This is a genomic window from Enterobacter cloacae complex sp. P43RS (genome assembly GCF_014930585.1).
Lineage (GTDB): Bacteria > Pseudomonadota > Gammaproteobacteria > Enterobacterales > Enterobacteriaceae > Enterobacter > Enterobacter bugandensis.
Map to the genome: position 1 here is coordinate 38,072 of NZ_JADBRJ010000003.1, position 19,425 is coordinate 57,496.

Annotated in this window: 20 protein-coding genes; 8 read left to right on the forward strand and 12 right to left on the reverse strand. The window is 58.8% G+C overall.

Features of this window, described 5'->3' with window-relative positions:
• Positions 1–32 precede the first annotated feature (32 nt).
• From IM294_RS07180 to gspG, 12 genes are all read right to left on the reverse strand, one after another.
• Positions 33–521 (reverse strand): type II secretion system protein, encoded by a 489-nt coding sequence (locus IM294_RS07180; protein WP_100170723.1) that lies wholly within the window; start codon positions 519–521, stop codon positions 33–35.
• On the reverse strand, positions 508–870 hold the full coding sequence (locus tag IM294_RS07185; protein WP_080339181.1) for a type II secretion system protein: 363 nt from the start codon (positions 868–870) through the stop codon (positions 508–510). Before IM294_RS07185 ends, IM294_RS07180 begins: the two co-directional genes overlap by 14 nt.
• Complete coding sequence (locus tag IM294_RS07190; protein WP_126818269.1) at positions 857–1,333, reverse strand: type II secretion system protein; 477 nt, start codon at positions 1,331–1,333, stop codon at positions 857–859. The genes IM294_RS07185 and IM294_RS07190 overlap by 14 nt, the downstream gene beginning before the upstream one ends.
• Positions 1,333–3,126: a secretin N-terminal domain-containing protein gene (locus IM294_RS07195; protein ID WP_232948720.1), complete on the reverse strand. Its 1,794-nt coding sequence runs from the start codon at positions 3,124–3,126 to the stop codon at positions 1,333–1,335. Before IM294_RS07195 ends, IM294_RS07190 begins: the two co-directional genes overlap by 1 nt.
• Before the next feature lie 92 nt (positions 3,127–3,218).
• Positions 3,219–3,731: a hypothetical protein gene (locus IM294_RS07200; RefSeq protein WP_126818271.1), complete on the reverse strand. Its 513-nt coding sequence runs from the start codon at positions 3,729–3,731 to the stop codon at positions 3,219–3,221.
• Positions 3,728–4,246 (reverse strand): hypothetical protein, encoded by a 519-nt coding sequence (locus tag IM294_RS07205; protein ID WP_028012056.1) that lies wholly within the window; start codon positions 4,244–4,246, stop codon positions 3,728–3,730. The genes IM294_RS07200 and IM294_RS07205 overlap by 4 nt, the downstream gene beginning before the upstream one ends.
• A complete protein-coding gene (locus tag IM294_RS07210) occupies positions 4,230–4,745 on the reverse strand; it encodes a hypothetical protein (RefSeq protein WP_045259776.1) in 516 nt (171 codons plus the stop codon). The genes IM294_RS07205 and IM294_RS07210 overlap by 17 nt, the downstream gene beginning before the upstream one ends.
• Entirely contained in the window at positions 4,723–5,439 is a 717-nt protein-coding gene (locus tag IM294_RS07215) for a hypothetical protein (RefSeq protein WP_126818272.1), read from the reverse strand. The genes IM294_RS07210 and IM294_RS07215 overlap by 23 nt, the downstream gene beginning before the upstream one ends.
• Positions 5,423–7,042, reverse strand: coding sequence for a GspE/PulE family protein (locus IM294_RS07220; protein ID WP_126818273.1), 1,620 nt, complete (start codon positions 7,040–7,042; stop codon positions 5,423–5,425). Before IM294_RS07220 ends, IM294_RS07215 begins: the two co-directional genes overlap by 17 nt.
• The gene (locus tag IM294_RS07225) at positions 7,042–8,211 is read right to left on the reverse strand and encodes a type II secretion system F family protein (protein ID WP_100170719.1); all 1,170 of its coding nucleotides are present in this window, start codon (positions 8,209–8,211) and stop codon (positions 7,042–7,044) included. The genes IM294_RS07220 and IM294_RS07225 overlap by 1 nt, the downstream gene beginning before the upstream one ends.
• Positions 8,208–8,672, reverse strand: coding sequence for a lytic transglycosylase domain-containing protein (locus IM294_RS07230; protein WP_100170718.1), 465 nt, complete (start codon positions 8,670–8,672; stop codon positions 8,208–8,210). The genes IM294_RS07225 and IM294_RS07230 overlap by 4 nt, the downstream gene beginning before the upstream one ends.
• A 2-nt stretch (positions 8,673–8,674) precedes the next feature.
• Positions 8,675–9,094, reverse strand: a complete 420-nt coding sequence (gene gspG, locus IM294_RS07235; protein WP_045630682.1) for a type II secretion system major pseudopilin GspG — start codon at positions 9,092–9,094, stop codon at positions 8,675–8,677.
• A gap of 316 nt (positions 9,095–9,410) precedes the next feature.
• On the opposite strand from gspG, the gene IM294_RS07240 reads away from it, so the two are divergent.
• The 8 genes from IM294_RS07240 to IM294_RS07275 all read left to right on the forward strand — a co-directional run bounded on the left by IM294_RS07240 (position 9,411) and on the right by IM294_RS07275 (position 19,380).
• A complete protein-coding gene (locus tag IM294_RS07240) occupies positions 9,411–11,240 on the forward strand; it encodes a glycosyl hydrolase family 18 protein (RefSeq protein WP_048960608.1) in 1,830 nt (609 codons plus the stop codon).
• Between the two features lie 365 nt (positions 11,241–11,605).
• Entirely contained in the window at positions 11,606–12,325 is a 720-nt protein-coding gene (locus tag IM294_RS07245) for a FadR/GntR family transcriptional regulator (protein WP_126818274.1), read from the forward strand.
• Positions 12,322–13,335, forward strand: a complete 1,014-nt coding sequence (locus IM294_RS07250; protein WP_126818275.1) for an ABC transporter ATP-binding protein — start codon at positions 12,322–12,324, stop codon at positions 13,333–13,335. The genes IM294_RS07245 and IM294_RS07250 overlap by 4 nt, the downstream gene beginning before the upstream one ends.
• Positions 13,332–14,414 (forward strand): ABC transporter ATP-binding protein, encoded by a 1,083-nt coding sequence (locus IM294_RS07255; protein WP_045259782.1) that lies wholly within the window; start codon positions 13,332–13,334, stop codon positions 14,412–14,414. The genes IM294_RS07250 and IM294_RS07255 overlap by 4 nt, the downstream gene beginning before the upstream one ends.
• Before the next feature lie 2 nt (positions 14,415–14,416).
• Positions 14,417–15,931 (forward strand): ABC transporter substrate-binding protein, encoded by a 1,515-nt coding sequence (locus IM294_RS07260; protein WP_185860357.1) that lies wholly within the window; start codon positions 14,417–14,419, stop codon positions 15,929–15,931.
• 18 nt (positions 15,932–15,949) lie between these two features.
• The gene (locus IM294_RS07265; protein WP_028012068.1) at positions 15,950–16,891 is read left to right on the forward strand and encodes an ABC transporter permease; all 942 of its coding nucleotides are present in this window, start codon (positions 15,950–15,952) and stop codon (positions 16,889–16,891) included.
• A 2-nt stretch (positions 16,892–16,893) separates the two neighbouring features.
• Positions 16,894–17,769, forward strand: coding sequence for an ABC transporter permease (locus tag IM294_RS07270; RefSeq protein WP_028012069.1), 876 nt, complete (start codon positions 16,894–16,896; stop codon positions 17,767–17,769).
• 9 nt (positions 17,770–17,778) lie between these two features.
• A complete protein-coding gene (locus IM294_RS07275; protein WP_126818346.1) occupies positions 17,779–19,380 on the forward strand; it encodes a gamma-glutamyltransferase family protein in 1,602 nt (533 codons plus the stop codon).
• The last annotated feature ends 45 nt before the right edge of the window (positions 19,381–19,425 follow it).

The following is a 19,425-nucleotide window of genomic DNA, read 5'->3' on the forward strand; positions in this document are numbered from 1 at the left end:
AGGATTTTTTCATGACAAAGACAGTCGTTGCATTAGCGACCACAAGCCGCAGGCAGCGGGGCCTGCGGATCGCTCTCTACCTGAAATTTCCAGTCGTAATACGTTTTCGCTTTGGCAAACTGTTTTGGATCGTGACGAAAGCCGACTTTTTTCCGTGGCGTACCCTTTCCGAGACTGCGCACGCCAATCCAGCGCCCCTGAGGATCGAGGATCATCCCCCAGTTTTTACTCCCGGTTAGCGGGTCGGCGTAGTGCTGGCGCAGGTGATAAAGCGGTTTTCGCCCGCGTTTATCAATAAGCAGCTGTTCGAAACGCACGGGAAAACAGCCATCACCGTTGCCGCGGTAGGCCTGTATCGCTGCGCGGATTTGATCCCCGCGAAATAAAAGCTCAGCCTCCTGTTGCGCCTGATAACGCATCTGCACCTCATCGCGGCTTTTCAGCAGCGACAACGCCAGCGTGGAGAGCGCAATCAGCAGCAGCAGATAGGTAAAACCTCCCTGTCGTTTAATCGAACGCATCGCGATGATCCTGCCCGGGTTTAGGTGGCGTCTCGACGTCAATAATTTGCCCTTCGTCATCGGTCTTCGCCTCCCAGATATCGCGGCGGTTGGTGATGGGATCCAGCGGCATCTGGCGCAGATAACCGGCCTCGATCAGATCCTCCAGGCTGTATGGCCCCGCCAGGCGATCGCGGCGGTAGTGATCGATCGCGCTGCGCAGCGCATGCAGGTTATGCTCGCGCACCACCTCTTTGGCTCTGTCCGCGTGCTGGAAAAAACGTGGAGCGACAAGGGTCATCAATGTCGCGATGATCGCCATCACCACCAGCAGCTCGATGAGCGTAAAACCTTTTTCACCATTGCGCATAGGGCACTCCATTCAGACCGCTGGCCGTACTGGTACTACTGACATCAAACACGTCTTTCCCTCCGCCGCTGAAATCGCCGGGTGGCTGCGTGGATGCGCGTATCCGCCAGGTCTCTTCATCATTTTTTCCCTCGCAATCGCACATCGGATCGCGCGGTATATGGCGCAGGAAGTAGATCATCGCGCCAGTGGGCGATGTCTTATCCCGCACGCCTTCCACCAGGCTTTTTAGTGTCGGCGGATATCCCGATTCGCTGGTTTTTTTCTCAATGATGCCGTCCACGCTTGCCTGGTGATAACGGTCAATGGCATCGCGTAGCGTGCGCAGCGACTCACGTAATTGCGTCTCCTGCTGCCGCTGATGGTAGTTACGCATCAGCGGCGCAGCGGCAGCGGCAAGCGTGGCGAGTAGCGCCAGCGTGACGATCATCTCAATCAAGGTAAAACCGCGCTGGCGCTGCATTACGATGCTCCGTTTTCCGTCTCTGACTCATCGAGGATCGGTGGCGGCAGCGTGGCCGCCCGGTCAGGGAAATGGGCCGGCGGCGCTAGCGCCGGTGCGGTAAACCCGCTCCCCGGCTCGTCGCGCTGCAGGTCGCGCAGTTGAATGCTGTCGCCCGTTAAATCGTCGCTGCCCATCTCAATGGTACTGACGTGGCTTCCCGGTAAATCGAGGTTGCGCTCAATGGTCGGCGTAATTAACAGCACCACCTCCGTGCGCTCTTTGTTGTCGGAATTGCTGCTAAACAGGCGGCCCAGCCCCGGGATGTCACTTAATAACGGCGTTCCTTTTTGGGTCGTGGTTTCATCCTGCTTGATCAGCCCTGCCAGCATCTGGGTCTCGCCGTTCATACTGCTGAGCGTGGTATTGGCTTCGCGTTTCGTGGTGCGGTAATACTTTGCTCCGTTCTCACCGGGTTCTTCGGCGCCCAGGGCACTGAGCGTGAACTTCACCTCCATTGAGATATTGTCATCCATACTGACTTCCGGGGTGACTTCCAGCTTCAGGCCAACGTCCTGATAATCCACTTTCTGTTGCGAAATCCCGTCATTGACGGTTGTGGTCAGTACCGGGATCGTTTGACCAATATCAACCAGCGCTTTTTTATTGTTTTTCACCCGGATCCGCGGGTTGGCCAGCACTCTGGCGTTGCTCAACACTTTTTTCATGTCAATGGTCATATTGTCGATATCGACCATGATATTTTTGGCGCTCAGGTCGCCCAGCGGGATCCCGCTTCCCTTTAAATCACCTTCTTTACTTTTCGCAAAACCCGCACTAATGGTTTGCGGCAGCTTCACGCCAAGCGCTTCGAGATCGTTGGTATTTACTTCCAGCACCTCAACGGCCAGCGTGACCTCCGCTTCAGGCCGGTCGAGCGTCACTAACAGGCGCTCCGCTTTTTCCACGTTCTCTTTTGGCCCGCGCAGGGTGACGGAGTTGGTTCGCTCATCAACGTGCACATCCTTCAGCTTGACCATATTGCGCAGGGCGACGTTGACCTCTTTTGCTTTCGCATAACCCAGGAAGATGGTTTTGACGACCACGTCGCGATAGATCTTCTCTTTTTGCGCGGTGGCGGGGTAGATCAGCAACGTATTGCTGTTCAGCACCTTCTTCCGCAGGTTATTCGACAACAGCAGCACGTTGATAGCATCTTCCGCAGTGGTGCGTTTGGCTATCAGGCTGCCGGTAGTGCTGGAAGAAATATCTTTGTCAAAAATGATATTGACCCCGGTCATCTGGCTGATGGTGTTAAAGATGGCCATCAGGCTGTGCTCGCGAAAATTAAGCGCTATCGTTTTTTGCAGTTCCCGGTTCAGACGCTGCTCCGGCTGGTTGATCCGCGACACCTCACGCATCAGGTGATCGCGCAGCGCGCGCGCCTGGGGCCAGTTGGGATCTTCTTCCAGTACCTGCTGGATTTTGTGCAGCGCGCGTGCCGGGTCGCGGGTGCTGTTAGCCACCGCCTCCTTATACAATGCGTCCAGCGCTCTACGGGCATCGAGTTTGCGTAAGCCCTGCAGGGCGCGCAGGTTGCCGGGCTCATAGGTAAGCGCATCGCGCCACATTTGCGTCGCCAGGGTGTAATTGTTCTGACGCACCGCGAGATCGGCGTTTTTCAGATAGTCATTTACCAGCTTTTTGCTGATGTCAGCCTGCTCGGCGCGAAGCGCAATATCCTGTGGGCTGGCGATGCGCTGTTGGTCTATCTCCTTAAGCCGCTTAACCAGCACCTGCGGCGAGGCGGTCACTGATTCCCGGACCGGAGGCGCCGCACGTTGTGCACAGCCGCTCAGTAGCGCGCATGACAACAAAAAAGTGAGAGCAATTGTTTTTTTCATGATTAATGTGTCGGTTCCGATTGCAGCTCATCCAGTTCCAGCCGCTGCTGGCTATGGGTGGGCTGCCATTCAAACAGGAGGTGGTCGTTCGCCACCGCTTTTAAAATCCAGTTGTTGACCGGCGAACTGCCGATCCAGATCCTGCCGTCCGCCCTGCAGCGCTCGCAGACCGGCCAGGTCTCTTTGCCATCCGTCAGCACAACGATTCTCTGACGGTTTTCCCACCAGGCACCGAGGAGCTGAAGCGGTAGCGGCGGTGCGGTTGGTGTCGCCTCTTCAGGCCGATCGTTTTCCGGCGGCTTTTCTGCTGCGTCTTGCGCCCTGCTATGTGGCGTTGAAAAGAGATCGATGCGCGTTGCGTGAGCCGTCTCCGGCTTTGCTGTCGCGGGGCGCGGGCGTGAGACCGGCTGCGCCTCAAGCGGCGCTTGCGATATCTCGTCATCGGCAAACTGGCTCCAGAAAACAGCACCGGCGGTCAGCACCAGCGCCAGCTGTAAATAGCGCGGCAGTTTCATGGCGACTCCTTCAACAGGCGAAGCTGCACGGTGGCGCTGAGCTGGCTTTCCGATGGCCCGGCGCGCCGCAGGCTTAGCTGCTCAATGCGTAACGGCAAAGTGCGGCTTAGCGTTTCCAGGGCGTCCATCAGCGGCAGATATTCACCGCGCAGCGGAATATCCAGCCGTAGCGCGGTTTTGCCGTCGTCGTTTTCCAGCTGATAGCGGCTGGCGTCGACCTTCATCCCTCGGCTCCTGAACTGCTCAAAAATGAGCCTGACCTGCTGATATTCTCCGAGGCTGATGCGGCTTTGCAGTTCCGGCTGCTGTTTATCCAGCGGCAGCGCGGTTTGTAGCTGCGCCTGGATCCGGGCAAGGTTCTCCTGCAAATGGATGGTGTGCGGCCGCACGCCGCCAAGCCATAACAGCAGCAGTCCTGCGGGCAGCCCGGCGAGCACGAGCGGAACCGTTCCGATGCGCCCGGCAAATAACGCCGCCTGCCAGCGCAGCACAGCGGGTTTATTCTGAAGCCGCATGGTGCGCCTCCGTCGTCACCTTGACGTCGAGTACCGCGTTAATCGGCCAGGCAGGATCGCCCTGCGCCGACTGGCGATGGTTCTCAAGCACCACATGCGCCGGCAACTGCTGTAGCCGCTCGCTAAAGGCGAGCAGGGCGTCAAGATTGCCTGCATTCACCGTAAGCCGCGCATCGCCTTTACTGGCAATGACGTCAATGCTCAGGAGCGCAATATCAGGCGTCAGTACGCTGCCGATGTTGTCCAGCAGCTTGATGGCCGGCGGAACGGCCTGCAGTTGCTGAGCCTGGCGCAACCGGCGCTGCTCCGCTTCACGCAGCTTGCGCAGCACCTGCTGCCGTTGGGCGAGCTGCTGCTGTACCTGCGACGTCTCCAGCTCAAGGCGCTGGTGCTCAAACAGGCCATACATCACGGCACCGGTGAGCGGTAAACAGAGGAGTCCGGTTAACAGCAGCGTGCGTACGGCCCATGGGGAACTACGCGTAAACAGCGGCGTCATGAGGACTCTCCTGTAGCGCGACTTCCTGGTGATGCTCACCGTCGGTATGAATGACGTAGCCAGGACAGTCCTGCATTCCGCTTAGCCGGGCGATAACCCGCAGCTGGGCGTCCATCTCCTGCTGTGGCAGGGTGAGTGTCCAGACGTCGCGCCAGCTGTGGTGCTGACGGCTGGCAATCCGGCTATGGTGGGGGCTCATCGCCACAAACAGGCCGTTTTCCGGCAGTGCGGAGGCGAAGTGGCTAAACAGCTTTTGAAACGGCGTGACAACACCGCGAAAACGCAGCCGCTCCCGACGCGCCAGCGTGACAAGCAGGTGCCAGCAAGGTTGCTTCAGGCACGCGGCCAGCGCTGACTGCTGCCAGTTAAGGGTCTCGAAGCGCACCTGCCAGTCGACGGGCGGACTCGCGCGAAGAACCGCCTGCTGTCGGGCGAGCTGGAGCAGTTCCTGCGGTGTGGTCACGCCGTCATGCCAGGGCTGAATTAAAAACGTCAGATCGTCGGTATCGAGGTGAAACTCCACCGCGTCACGCCACGGTAAGACGGAAGGGCGCAGGCGCAGCAGCGTTTCGAGCGCGGCTTCAAGAGGCTCATCTGGCCGGCGTTCATGGGTGGCGAGAACCACGTTGTTGCGGCGCAACCGCACGGCATGAGGCCAGATGTCGCACTGCCAGGTGTTAGTGAGTGATAACACGGTTCACCTCCTCCCAGGTGGTTTTGCCTTCGACCACGGCGCGCAGCGCGATGGTCGAGAGCGGAACAAAACCGTCATTCAGCGCCACTTCCTTTAGCTTGCGCCGGGGCGATCGCGCCAGCATTGCCTCTTTCATCGCATCGCTGAAATGCAGCACTTCCGCCAGCGCCAGCCTGCCGCGAAAACCGCTGTCGCGGCAGGTATCACAGCCTCGCCCTCGACGCCAGCGGGGCGTGAGCTGCTGCAGAGGTCCGGATTGCCACGCCGCGAGAAGGTCATCTGTGGGCGTGGCGTCATCAATACAGTCCGGGCAAATCTGGCGCACCAGCCGTTGCGCCACGACGCCGTTAAGGGCGGTGATCAGGCTGGCGGGCTCCACCTGCATATATAAAAAACGTTCCAGTACGCTAAAGACGTCATTGGCGTGAACCGAGGAGAGCACCACGTGGCCGGTGAGCGCCGCCTGCACGGCAATGCCGGCGGTTTCACCGTCGCGGATCTCACCCACCAGGATGATGTCCGGGTCGTGACGCAAAATGGCGCGCAGGCCGCGGGCGAAGGTGAGCCCTTTTTTATCGTTGACCGGAATTTGCAGCACGCTGTTGAGCTGGTACTCCACGGGATCTTCAATGGTGATAATTTTGCATTCACCACTGTTGAGTTCGCTGAGTGCTGAATAGAGGGTGGTGGATTTCCCGCTCCCCGTTGGCCCGGTGACGAGCACCATACCGTGGGGCAGATGGGTTAACTGGCGAATCGCGCCCAGCGTGTGCTCATCAAAGCCGAGCGTCTCCAGGCGCAGGTTTTGATCGTGAGATTTATCCAGCACGCGCAGTACGGCATCCTCGCCATAGACGCCCGGCATGATGGACACGCGAAAATCAACAGGACGCTGGAGAATCAACGCCTTAAAGCGCCCGTCCTGTGGCGTGCGTCGTTCGGAAATGTCCATGCAGCTTAATACTTTGAGACGGGAGATCACCTGCTCCGCCTGCTGAAGCCCGGCGCAGTGGCGAATGCTGTGCAGGACGCCATCGATGCGGTACTTCACCATCAACCCATCCGCGACGGCGCAAAGATGAATATCGCTGGCGCGGCTCTGCAGGGCATCAAACAGCGTGGCGTTAACCAGCTTAATGACGGCGTGGGGTTCACTGGCGATGGCCGATGGGGTGATCTCCAGCCACCGGGCCTCTTTATTCTCTTCACTCTGCTGCTGCTCCAGCTGATCGAGCGTGCGCTGCTGTTTTGCCAGTTCATCAAGGCGGGCATTAAGCTGAGAGAGCGGGGCGAGCGCGGGGAGCGCATTCACGTTATAAGCCCACTGGCGCAGTGCCAGTGAAAACGGATCGCCCAGCGCAACGTGGAGCTGACCGTTAACGCGCAGCGGCAATGCTCGCTGGCTGAGCGATTCGGTCAGCGGCACGGCTTCGAAATCCTCTTCGCTGTCGGCGAGCTGTGTGGGTGAGAGCGGCGTGAGCCCCAGGGAACCGGCGGCTTCTTCTAACGCGCCGGGGAAACTGTCCAGCAGTTCCGCCAGCGCCTGACAGCGCTGCTCGTCTGGCAGGTCGAAAAGGGGTTCTACAGACGGTGAGTGAGACATTATTGCAATCCTCCTGCCAGTTCAAAAATGGGCATGTACAGTAAAAACACGACGAGCCCAACGATGCCGCCAACGACCATCATCAGAATCGGTTCAAAAATTTTGCTAAAGGTTTCAATCGAGCGTTCCAGCGATTCGTCATAAAAAGCGGCGATCCGCTCGCACATGGCAGGCAGTTCGCCGCTGCGCTCGCCGACCTGCAGCAGGCGGCTGGCGACAGGGGTCGTCATCTGTTGCGCTTCCAGCATGCGGGAGAGCGACTCGCCAGCGGCGACGTCGCGGATAACCTGTTCAACCTGCTGACGATGCGTGGCGGGCAGGATTTCCCGGCTCAGCATTAACGCATCTGGCGCGGGAAGGCCGCCCTGTAACAGCAGGCCCAGCGTGCGGTAAAAACGCACCAGCACAGAAAGCTGGTGCTGCTGGCGTAAGGCGGGAATGCGCAGCAACAAACCGAGCGCACGCTGGCGCAGGCGCGGGCTGCGCACCGCCATCACGATGCCTGCAACCGCTGCCGCGCAACCGGCCAGCAGCAGCGAGCCATGGGTTTGCGTCAGGCGTCCCCACCAGAGGATAAGCTGTGCGCTGGCGGACGGGTTCTTCATCCCGTCAAACACCACGGAAAAACGCGGAATAATAAAGCCGAGCAGAAAGAACAGAATTATCCCGCCGGCGGCAATGACAATCGTCGGATAGAGCAGGGTTGATTTAATCCGCTTGCGCAGAATTTCCATTCTTGATTCGTAAAACTGAAAACGCTTTAGCGCTTCGGGTAAGTGTCCGGTTTGCTCAGAAGAGGCAACGGTGTTAATCAGCAGAGGCGGAAACAGTGCTGGTAGCGCCATCATCGCCTGGGAGAGTTGCGCTCCTTCGTAGAGCTTTTTAACCAGCGTATCCAGAACCAGCGAGGTGCCACCGTCGCGGCTGCTTTCGCGCAGCGCTTCGACGGCCTCGACCACGACCAGCCCGGCTTCCAGCAGAGCGATAAGCTCCTGCAAGAACAGATTCAGTGGAAAGCGTTTCTCCTTGCGGGCGGGGCGTTCCTGTACCTGCAAAACGATGCCGCCGCAGGCAATAATTCGGGCGCTGGCATCATCAGGCGACGCGGCAAGTACGGTCTGACTGACGCGTTTCCCCCCCTGGAGGATGGTGACGGTATATGATTTCATTTTGGCGACAGTGTATGGCTCTGCCTTTTAAGGCGGGCATAATGCGGAGCCACTTTTCTTATGTATTGTTGACGAAGCGCGCGGCGCTGGGGGGTATTTGCCGTTCCGGCGTTATACGCCCCCACCGCGTCCCAGGTATAACCAAAGCGCTGGATTTGACCTGCCAGGATCCAGGCGCCGGTCATGACACTTTGGCAAGGGTCGGTTAGCAGATCTTTTTGACTAATACGAAATTTACGCAGCGCATCGAAGTGAATGCTATTGATCTGCATCAGACCGACATCCATTGAGCCATCACGATTTTTGTTGATGGCCCGGGTATTACCGTTGGATTCCACTATCGCTATCGCCTGTAATAGCTCTGGCTCAATGCCGTAACGTTCTCCCGCCAGCTGCCAGCAATCGGCCCGGCAGGAAAATACGCTGAAGATAAACAGCGAATATATGGACAGGCGCAGCATAGTCAGAACCCGTAAGTGACAGGCTTACCGTCTTTACCGCCGGAGGTTATTTCGACTTCATTAATGGCGTCTTTTGTCCGGGCGGGGTTATGCCACTGGTACGGATTGCCCCAGGGGTCTAACGGCACATGCTGGCTAAGATAAGGGCCATTCCAGTTTTGCGCGTTGGAAGGCTTTTCAGTCAGCGCTTTCAGACCTTGTGTTTCAGTTGGATAACTGCCGGTATCGAGGCGATATTGCCCGAGTGCCTCAGCAAGCGAGCGCATCTGGCGCATGGCGGTTTTCTCCTTAGCCGAGTCGACATTTGAGAAGACTTTTGGCCCGACAAATCCTGCCAGCAGCGCAATAATCATCAGCACGACCAGCAGTTCAAGCAGGGTAAAACCACCCTGTTTTCGCATCACGTTTGTTGCATATTTCATTGAGAGCGTCCCTAGTTGGATAATAGTTGTGATTAATTCCTGAATTTTCCCTGATAAAAGAGCGGGAACACAGGTATGCCATCTTTTTTAATTGGTGAAGATGGGAAAAATAAATAAAGAAGCGTCTTACAGGATGCGAGAATTCTCCCGCGCTGTCGTTGAAGTATTTATTATAAATGCGAGAGATATTTCTTATTTAACGCGGAGGGTTTCCTGATTCACCACTCTATTATCCCCAACGATCTCGGCGCTAAAAAAAAAGACAATTTGCGAGGTAATCCACAGGACTATCATCACAAAGCAATAAGGAACTTTGATGAAAAAACTTACATTATCTCTGTTAATTGGTAGCGCACTAATGGCGCAGTCGGCTTTCGCGGCGCAGGCACCGCGAGCGGTCACCTATCTGACCTCCTGGGGCGTTCCGGTCGAGTCCGTTGAGGATATGAAAGAGGTGAAAGCGGATACGTTCCTGCTTTCATTTGGTGGCTGGGATGCAAGCGGTAAGCTGTCCAGTTCCGATAATATTGTTGCAGTACCACAATATGATCCCTGGTACATTAATGCGCCAGCCTATGTCGTGTGGAGCCAGCTGAAGCTGGCGCACCCGGAGAAAAAAATGATGCTGGCGCTCGGCGGCGAGACGTATTCCGCGATGTGGTCTTATCTGAATAACGCGCAAACGCGAGAAACGCTGGCGCAGAATCTGGTGAATCTGCTGAATACCAACTTCCCGGTATATAAAAAGAACCTGAAGCCGGAAGAGATGGTTGGGGAATGCCTGAGCGCCGACTGGCAAGGCAAATGTAATATGGCGAACTACCAGAAGGCGGGTACCGTTCAGCTTGACGGCATCGATTTTGACTTTGAAAAGCCCGATCGCGTCACGCCAGAGGAAAACGCAAACCTGCTGGATCTGGCTGAACGGGTTCGTAGCAAGCTCAATGCGTCCGGCAGCAAAAAGCTGCTGAGCCTGACCACCTATCACGTTGGTGCTGACCCGGAGAACTGCACCAACAGCGCGGTAACCGAGAATTGTTCCTTCGTTGAGGCGGCTCGCTCTTCACACCATGGCGAAGTTCTGCCGCTGCTGACGCAGGGGAAAAACGTTTTCGACTTCTTCAACGTCATGGCCTATGACGCCGGCCCACGCTTTAAGTATGACGTGGCGATGGCTAACTACGCCCGGGCGGTGGGTGATAAGAGCAAAATCGTTCTCGGTCAGACCATCAACTCCCAGTGGGGGCCAGAAGGTCGCTTTGTTGAGAACCGACAGAACAACGTAAACCGTGCGGGCTGGCAGGCGGAAAACGGCTATGGTGGGTTCTTTATCTGGACGTTGGGTTCAAACGATCAGCAGCTGTCCATCCCGCAGCAGGTTGACTATTTCAATGAAATGAAAGAGCGCGCGGACCTGATGTCGCCTGAACGCCCGCAGGATACCGTCGCGCCAACTGCGCCAGCAGGACTGAAGGTGCTGAACAATGGCTTGACTATCACCCTTGCCTGGCAGCCCTCCACCGATGACCGTGGCGTAGTGGGATATGACATCTACCGTAATGACATCAAAGTCGGGTCTTCAACGGACACCCAGTGGACCGATAATGCAGTAGAGACCGGCGGTGTGGTGTACCACTACAGCGTGAAAGCACGTGATGCAGCGAACAATATCTCTGAAAGCAGCAACGTGGTTAAGGTAGAAACCGTACAGGTCGAAGAGGGACGTCCTGACGCGCCAGGCGGCCTGGCCCTGGTTTCTTCGACGGAAAACAGCCTGACGGTGAAATGGAATGCGGTAGACAACGCGGTGAAATACCACGTACTACGCGATGGGGCGGAGTTACTCACCGTAAGCGGAACGCAGATCTTCGACAGCGGCCTGCGCGCGGGAACAACCTACAGCTACCAGGTGATCGCCGAAAATGCCAAAGGTCATCAGTCTCTCGCCAGTACACCGCTTAAAGCCACGACGAAAGAGGGGTCTGTGACGCCTGAGCCGGAAGGCGAGTGGAAAGTCGGTACGCGCTATAAGACTGGAGAAATTGTCACGTATAACGGCACACAGTATCGCTGCGTGCAGGGGCACACGTCTCAGTCCGACTGGGCGCCGACTGCGGCTGCGACGCTTTGGCAGCCTGTACCTTAATCTTTCGCGGCCCTCGCAAGGGGGCCATTTTCAGGCGTAAGCGCGCCTTATTTATTACTTTTTGTTAACTTATTGTTATCATTTATAGTGCAAAAAATTAACAATGGCACTATTGTAGTGCAATATTTGCACTGGTTTTGTGCGTTTCATGTTCTTTTCTGGCCTTTATCGTCTCAGGATGCCGCTTGCATCTGTAACAATACGTTGCTGTAACCCCTTCATTTACTACCGCTTTTTTAAATCTCTTTTGAACCATTAAAAAATTGGTTCGTTTATTGCTTAATCATTAGCACGATAAGTAGCACGCCATATCAATAACTTATCGTTCATAAAAAGAAAATAATGATGATAGTGAGCGAACCAATATGGAAAAACCGTCACGGTTTCTGGCCAATTCCAGCACCGCGCTTGAGCAACTGCGCGGGCTAATCAACCAGCATGAGTCAACACCAGGCACTCCGCTGCCCACGGAACGTGAGCTGTCGGAAACACTCGGCGTAGGACGACGCGAAGTGCGTCGCGCGCTGGACGTGCTGGAAGAAGAAGGGCGGATCTGGCGTAAACAGGGCAAAGGCACCTTTATTGGTCCGGCTGCCCCTGTTGAACCGCTGGCCCTTCAGGGATTGGTTCAGCAGACCAATCTGCTGGAAGTGATGGAAGCTCGTATACAGATCGAACCCGGCTTAGCCCGGCTTGCGGCACTGCGTGCCACCAGGGAAAACCTCGCGCTCATGCAGCGCATGCTGGAACGCATCGACAAGGTCAGCCCGGATGACCGCGATCTCAATGAACTCTGGGATAGCGCCTTTCACCGCGCCATTGCCGAGGCGGCGGGCAATCGCCTGATGCTCGGCCTGTTTGACGCCATTGACGCCGTGCGGCGCGAACCCGGCTGGCAGCATCTGCGTGAATTAGCCCGCACGCCCGAACGTGTCGACAGCTACAATGACCACCATCACAAGATCATGTCCGCGATTATCCATCGCCAGCCTACTGAAGCAGCGGCCGCCATGCGCGAACACCTGCTCAGCCTGCAAAACGCCCTGATTCAGGCGATCCACCTTGAGGACGATTTCACGCTATGACGACGATCCCGTTTAAGGACTCCACGCCTGTACTCCGGCTGAATAATCTCAACGTTAAGTTTTCCGGCTCGCCGGTCAGCGTCCTGGACGGCATTTCCCTGACGGTCAAAGCGGGCGAAACGCTGGCGCTGGTGGGGGAGTCTGGCTGCGGGAAAAGTATCACCTCACTGGCGCTGATGGGTTTACTGCCCACCAGCGCGCAGATTGTCAGCGGCGAGATGCAGTTTCGCCGCCACGACCTGCGCAAGCTTTCGCCGCGGGAGTATGCCGACCTGCGCGGGAGCGAGTTGGCGATGATTTTCCAGGAGCCGATGACCTCGCTCAATCCGGCCTTCACGTTAGGCGATCAGCTCAGTGAAGCGGTCATGCGTCACCAGAACGTTACGCGCCCGGAGGCGATGAAGGTCGCGCTGCAGATCCTTGAGAAGGTGCAGATCCCGGCGGCGGAGATGCGCCTCAAGGCGTATCCGCACCAGCTTTCCGGCGGCATGCGCCAGCGCGTAATGATTGCCATGGCGCTGATCAACCACCCTAAACTGCTGATTGCCGACGAACCCACCACTGCGCTCGACGTCACCATCCAGGCGCAAATCCTGACCCTGCTGAACACCCTAAAAGAGGAAACCGGCACGGCGGTGCTGATGATCACCCACGATTTGGGCGTGGTGGCCGAAGTCGCCCAGCAGGTGGCGGTGATGTACGCCGGGCAGGTGGTGGAGCAGGGAAGCGTTGAGGCAATATTCGCTGACCCGCAGCACCCGTACACCATCGGCCTGATGGGCTCGATCCCTTCGCTGGGCGCACGCAAAGGCCAGCTCTCCACCATTCCCGGAACGGTCCCGCTCCCGGAATCCATGCCGCAAGGCTGCCGTTTCGCGACGCGCTGCCCGTTTGCGCAGTCGCGCTGTCATGATGAAAAACCGCAGCTCACCACGCTCGGCGCGGGCCATCAGGTCGCCTGCTTCCGCGTGCCGCTCGAACACCACATTGCCCTGGGAGAGACCGCATGACCACGCCCATTCTTGAAGCCCGGGACCTCAGCAAGCTTTTCCCCGGTCCGAAAAAACTCTTTTCCCCGGCCCGGTTTGTCACGGCGGTCGATCGCGTTTCGCTTGCCGTGATGCCGGGCGAAACGCTGGCGATTGTCGGCGAGTCCGGCTCCGGGAAATCCACCCTCGGCCGTCTGCTGCTGCGTCTGCTGGCCGCCAGCGAAGGACGCGTGTTTTATCAGGGGGAGGAGATTACCCACGCCACAGGCGCACGTCTGAACCAGCTCCGGCGCGAACTGCAGATTATTTTTCAGGATCCTTTTGCCTCGCTGAACCCGCGCATGACGGTGGAGCAGATTGTTGGTGAGCCGCTGTGGCTGCACCAGAACATGAAGAAAGCGGATCGTCAGTACCGCGTCGCGGAGCTGCTCAAGACCGTTGGCCTGCCTGCCGCCTGGGCCGGGCGCTATCCGCACGAGTTTTCCGGCGGGCAGCGCCAGCGTATCGGCATTGCCCGCGCGCTGGCTTCGGGGCCAAAGCTGCTGCTGGGCGACGAGCCGGTTTCCGCGCTGGATGTGTCGGTGCAGGCGCAGGTGGTTAATCTGCTGGAGAGCCTGAAACACCAGTTGGGGCTGACGATGGTGATCGTCGCCCACGGTCTGGCGGTGATCCGCCACATGAGCGACCGCGTGGCGGTGATGTACCTTGGGCAGATCGTTGAGCTTGCCACCGTCGACGAGATCTTTGACGCACCGCTGCACCCCTATACGCAGGCGCTGATCGCCTCGGCGCCGCAGATGCAGCCGGGTATTGAGCGCGACGCGCCGCTGCTGCAGGGGGATCTGCCGAACCCGGCTAACCCGCCGTCGGGCTGTCGCTTCCACACCCGCTGCCCGTACGTCACTGACGAATGCCGCCAGGTCGAGCCAATTAATCAGGTGCTCGACGGCGGGCGTCAGGTTGCCTGCCACCGCTGGCAGGAAATTAACCGCGATCGCAGCGTTATCCAGATCGCACCGCCATCCGCAGCCTTTCTGCGCCGCCGCGCGCTGTTTGAACACGCGGCCACTCACTCCTCCCTTCCTTCAAGGAACTCATGATAATGACAATGCGTAATTCTCTTTTGACCGTACTGGGAAGTGTTATGTTGCTTGGCGCGGCGCTGCCCGCCCATTCTGAAAGCGTGCTGCGAATCGGCCTGGGGGCAGACCCGGACATGCTCGACCCGCACCTGGCGCGCACCTACTATGGCCGCTTCGTGTTTGCCTCTCTGTGCGACAGGCTGGTGGACGTCGACGAGCATCTGAAGGTCGTGCCAGGTCTCGCGAAATCGTGGGCCTGGAGCGCCGACGGCAAAACGCTGACCATGGATCTGCGCGAAGGCGTGACTTTCCATGACGGAGAGAAATTCGATGCTGCCGCCGCGAAATACAACCTCGACCGCGCCCTGACCCTCAAAGGCTCCCTGCGGAAAAGCGAGATCTCCTCCGTGGAATCGGTAGAGGTCACCGGCCCGATGCAGATAGCGCTGCACCTGAAAACGCCGGACGCCGCGCTGCTGATGCAGCTTACCGACCGCGCGGGCGCGATGATGGCGCCCGAGGCCGCGAAAAAGCCTGACTTTGCCGCCCATCCGGTCTGTTCCGGCCCGTACAAGTTCGACAGCCGCGTGTCGCAGGACCGCATCGTTCTGACCCGCTTCGACAACTACTGGAACAAAGGCGCCTACCACTTCGACAAAATTATCTATCTGCCGATCCCGGATGCCTCCGTGCGTCTGGCGAACCTGCGCGCGGGCGATCTTGATCTGACCGAAGGCATCGCCGCCAGCGACGTCAAAACCGTCGAAGCCGACAGCAAGCTGGCGCTGGCGAAGGTCACCGGCCTGGGCTATCAGGGGATCACTTTCAATATTAACAACGGCAAGGTCCCGGCGAACGATCCGTTCAAAGATGCCCGCGTGCGCGAGGCGTTTTCTCAGGCCATCGACCGTGAAGCGTTAAACCAGGTGGTCTTCGAAGGCCTCTACACCCCGGCCAACCAGGCGTTTTCGACGGTGAGCCCGTATCACGTGAATCTGCCGGTTCCGCCGCGCAACGTTGATAAAGCCAAAGCACTGCTCAAAGCGGCAGGCGTCACCGCGCCGCTGACCGTCAACCTGCTGGTGCCGAACAACCCAACCTCGCAGCAGGTGGGTCAGGTATTGCAGGCAATGGTCGCCGAGGCCGGCTTCACGCTGAACCTGCAGATGACCGAATTTGCCACGCTGCTGGATCGCCAGCAGAGCGGTGATTATCAGCTGAGCTTCTCCGGCTGGTCGGGTCGCCCGGATCCGGACGGCAGCATCTACGGCTTTATCCACAGCAATGGCACGCTTAACGACGGCCGTTACAGCAACGCGCAGGTCGATGAGTGGCTGACGCAGGCGCGCCAGAGCACCGACCAGGCCGCACGCCAGCCGCTGTATGACAAGGTGGTGAAGCAGCTGCAAACCGACATGCCGATTGCCTACCTCTACTTCGAGCCGCGCATTTTTGGCTTGAACAAGCGCGTGCAGGGCTTTAAGCCTTACCCGGACGGCATCGTGCGTCTGGCGGGTTTGACGCTGGCGAAATAAACGTCCTGAGGAGAACTCATGCTGGAACTGATTTGCAAACGTCTGCTGCTGGCCGTCCCGACGCTATTGCTGGTGAGCATGATGGTGTTCGGGCTGCAAAAGCTGCTGCCCGGCGACCCGCTGATTGCGATGGCCGGTGAGGAACGCGATCCGGCGGTGATCGCCCAGCTGCGCGCGGAGCTGAACCTGGATGCGCCGATCCCGGTTCAGTATTTCCACTGGCTGACGCGGGCGCTGCAGGGCGATCTGGGCGTCTCCTTGCGCACGCACGAGCCGGTGACCGAGCTTATCGCCAGCAAGCTGCCGGTTACGCTGGAGCTGTCGCTGCTGGCGATGATTATTGCGCTGGTGTTTGGCATCAGCATGGGGATCCTTGCGGCGGTGAACAAAAACAGCTGGGTCGATCACGGGGCGAACTTCGTGGCGATCTCAGGGATCTCTATTCCCCACTTCTGGCTGGGGATCCTGCTGATTCTGGTCTTCTCGGTGAACCTGCAGTGGCTGCCCGCGTCCGGCTACGTGCCGTTCAGTGAAGATCCGCTTCAGAACCTGCGCACGCTGCTGCTGCCCGCGTCCGTGCTCGGAACCGGGCTGGCGGCGACGCTGATGCGCCATACCCGCGCGTCGATGATTGCGGTGCTGAAGGCGGATTACATCCGCACAGCGCGGGCGAAAGGGCTGCTGCCGAAGGCGGTCATTCTAAAGCACGCGTTTCGCAACGCGCTGGTGCCGGTGATCACCCTCACCACGCTGCTGTTCGGCGAGCTGCTGGGCGGCGCGGTGCTGACCGAGCAGGTGTTCACCATTCCGGGCTTTGGCAAGATGATCGTCGACTCGGTGTTCAACCGTGACTACGCGGTGGTGCAGGGCGTGGTGCTGATCGTGGCGATCGGCTTCCTGCTGCTCAACCTGCTGGCTGACGTGCTCTACGTCCTTATCAACCCGAAAATGCGAGGTTAACGATGGCGGAACTGACGACGCAAACCGTAGCCCCCGCGCTGCCGCGCGCGCAGAACCGGGTGCTGAAGAAATTCCTCGCCAATAAAAGCGCGGTGATTGGCGCGCTTGTGGTGGGTTTCTTTGTGCTGGTGGCGCTGCTGGCGCCGTGGATCGCCCCGTTTGACCCGGTTAAAGCCAACTTCCTCGCGGTGCGCAAAGCGCCGTCAGCGATGTACTGGTTCGGCACCGACGAGCTGGGGCGCGACATTCTGTCCCGCATTATCTGGGGAGCGCGAACCTCGCTGATGGCGGGCTGTATGTCGGTGGTTATCGCGGTGGTCATCGGCGTGCCGCTGGGGCTGGTGGCAGGCTACTTCCAGAAGATGTGGGACGGCGTCATCTCGCGCTTTATCGAGGCGCTGCTGGCCTGTCCGTTCCTGATCATGGCGATCGCGCTGGGGGCATTTTTAGGCCCGAGCCTGACCAATGCGATGATCGCCATCGGTCTTTCGGCGATGCCGATCTTCGCCCGCCTGACGCGCGGGCAGGTGATCGCCATTCGCAACGAAGAGTACATCGACGGCGCGCGGGCGATTGGCCTGCCGGATCGCTGGATCATCATTAAATACGTTCTGCCAAACGTGATGTCGCCGATCCTGGTTCAGGCCACGCTGGCCATTGCCTCGGCGATTATTGCCGAAGCCAGCCTGTCGTTTTTAGGGCTGGGGCAGCAGCCGCCCAATCCGTCCTGGGGGTCCATGCTCAATACCGCGAAAGGTTTCCTTGAGCAGGCGCCGTGGATGTCCGTTTTCCCCGGCGTGGCGATTTTCCTTGCCGTGCAGGGCTTTAATTTACTTGGCGACGGGCTGCGCGATGCGCTCGATCCGCGCCACGACTAAGGAGTCATGATGACCAAAGCGCTTGATTTTACATCCGGTTACGCTTCACGCCGCCCGCCGATGATGGGCCACAACGCCGTTGCCACTTCGCAGCCGCTGGCGGCGCAGGCGGGAATGAAAATGCTGCAGCTGGGTGGTAATGCCGTCGATGCGGCCATTGCCACCGCCATGGCGCTGACCGTTGTTGAGCCGACCGGCAACGGCATCGGCAGCGATGCCTTTGCCATCGTCTGGGACGGTGAAAAACTTCACGGCCTGAACGCGTCCGGGCGCTCGCCGGCCAGCTGGCATGCGGATCTGTTTGCCGGTAAAAGCGCAGTGCCGGAAATCGGCTGGGACGCGGTGACGGTGCCGGGTGCGGTGTCGGGCTGGGTGGCCCTGGCGGAACGCTTCGGCACGCTGCCGCTGACCACGCTGGCGCAGCCTGCGATTGACTACGCGCGCAACGGCTTCCCGGTCTCGCCGCTGATTAGTCATCTCTGGCAGCGCGGCTATAACAAGCTGAAAGATCAGCCGGGCTTTAGCGCCTGCTTTGCGCCGGAAGGCCGCGCCCCGCGCGTGGGGGAGATCTTCCGTAACCCGGCGCAGGCACATTCGCTGGAGCTGATTGCCAAAACCAACGGTGAAGCCTTTTACCGCGGCGAGCTGGCGCAGAAAATCGCCGCCTTCGCCCAGGAGCACGGCGCGCACCTGTCAGCGGAAGATCTGGCAAACCATCGCGTGGACTGGGTTGACCTGCTGTCGCGCGACTTCGCGGGCGGCTCGGTACAGGAGCTGCCGCCAAACGGGCAGGGGATCGCCACGCTGATTGCGCTCGGTATTCTGGAGCAGTGCGGCATTGAGAAACATCATCCGGACTCCGTGCAGTCTCTGCACTTATCCATTGAAGCCATGAAGCTGGCGCTGGCGGATCTCGACCGCTACGTGGCGGATGAAGAACATATGGAGTTCGCAGCAAAAGAGCTGCTGAGCGACCACTATCTGAAGTCGCGTGCGGCGCTTATCGATCGCGATAACGCCTCTGACTTTGTGTACGGATCACCGACGCAGAGCGGCACGGTCTACATCAGCACCGCGGACGCCAGCGGGATGATGGTTTCGTTTATCCAGTCCAACTTTATGGGCTTCGGTTCAGGCATTGTGGTGCCGGATACCGGAATCAGCCTGCAAAACCGCGGCTGCGGCTTTGTGCTCGATCCCAAACACCCGAACGCGCTGGCGGGCAGCAAGCGTCCTTTCCACACCATCATTCCGGGCTTTGCGATGGACGGCAACGGCAAGCCGCTGATGTCCTTCGGCGTGATGGGCGGCCCGATGCAGGCGCAGGGGCATATGCAGATGGCGCTGCGCATCATGCTGCACGGGCAAAACCCGCAGGCGGCCATCGACGCGCCGCGCTGGCGCGTGGTGCAGGGCAGGGAGGTGATTGTTGAATCGACGTTCGATCGCAACACCATTGCCGCGCTGCGCGAGCGCGGGCATCAGATCGTGGTGGAAGATCCGCTCCAGGATTACAACTTCGGCGGTGCGCAGGTGATCTATCGTATGCCGGAAGGGCACTACGTGGCCGCGACGGAGAGCCGCAAAGACGGGCAGGCGTTAGTGAGTTAAAAGAAGCGAGCAACATTGGTAGGCCGGGTAAGGCGTAGCCGCCAC

Coding starts and splice junctions, on each gene's coding strand:
- IM294_RS07180 (WP_100170723.1), bottom strand. CDS start 521: ATGCGTTCGATTAAACGACAGGGAGGTTTTACCTATCTGCTGCTGCTG.
- IM294_RS07185 (WP_080339181.1), bottom strand. CDS start 870: ATGCGCAATGGTGAAAAAGGTTTTACGCTCATCGAGCTGCTGGTGGTG.
- IM294_RS07190 (WP_126818269.1), bottom strand. CDS start 1,333: ATGCAGCGCCAGCGCGGTTTTACCTTGATTGAGATGATCGTCACGCTG.
- IM294_RS07200 (WP_126818271.1), bottom strand. CDS start 3,731: ATGAAACTGCCGCGCTATTTACAGCTGGCGCTGGTGCTGACCGCCGGT.
- IM294_RS07205 (WP_028012056.1), bottom strand. CDS start 4,246: ATGCGGCTTCAGAATAAACCCGCTGTGCTGCGCTGGCAGGCGGCGTTA.
- IM294_RS07210 (WP_045259776.1), bottom strand. CDS start 4,745: ATGACGCCGCTGTTTACGCGTAGTTCCCCATGGGCCGTACGCACGCTG.
- IM294_RS07220 (WP_126818273.1), bottom strand. CDS start 7,042: ATGTCTCACTCACCGTCTGTAGAACCCCTTTTCGACCTGCCAGACGAG.
- IM294_RS07225 (WP_100170719.1), bottom strand. CDS start 8,211: ATGAAATCATATACCGTCACCATCCTCCAGGGGGGGAAACGCGTCAGT.
- IM294_RS07230 (WP_100170718.1), bottom strand. CDS start 8,672: ATGCTGCGCCTGTCCATATATTCGCTGTTTATCTTCAGCGTATTTTCC.
- gspG (WP_045630682.1), bottom strand. CDS start 9,094: ATGAAATATGCAACAAACGTGATGCGAAAACAGGGTGGTTTTACCCTG.
- IM294_RS07240 (WP_048960608.1), top strand. CDS start 9,411: ATGAAAAAACTTACATTATCTCTGTTAATTGGTAGCGCACTAATGGCG.
- IM294_RS07245 (WP_126818274.1), top strand. CDS start 11,606: ATGGAAAAACCGTCACGGTTTCTGGCCAATTCCAGCACCGCGCTTGAG.
- IM294_RS07250 (WP_126818275.1), top strand. CDS start 12,322: ATGACGACGATCCCGTTTAAGGACTCCACGCCTGTACTCCGGCTGAAT.
- IM294_RS07255 (WP_045259782.1), top strand. CDS start 13,332: ATGACCACGCCCATTCTTGAAGCCCGGGACCTCAGCAAGCTTTTCCCC.
- IM294_RS07260 (WP_185860357.1), top strand. CDS start 14,417: ATGACAATGCGTAATTCTCTTTTGACCGTACTGGGAAGTGTTATGTTG.
- IM294_RS07265 (WP_028012068.1), top strand. CDS start 15,950: ATGCTGGAACTGATTTGCAAACGTCTGCTGCTGGCCGTCCCGACGCTA.
- IM294_RS07270 (WP_028012069.1), top strand. CDS start 16,894: ATGGCGGAACTGACGACGCAAACCGTAGCCCCCGCGCTGCCGCGCGCG.
- IM294_RS07275 (WP_126818346.1), top strand. CDS start 17,779: ATGACCAAAGCGCTTGATTTTACATCCGGTTACGCTTCACGCCGCCCG.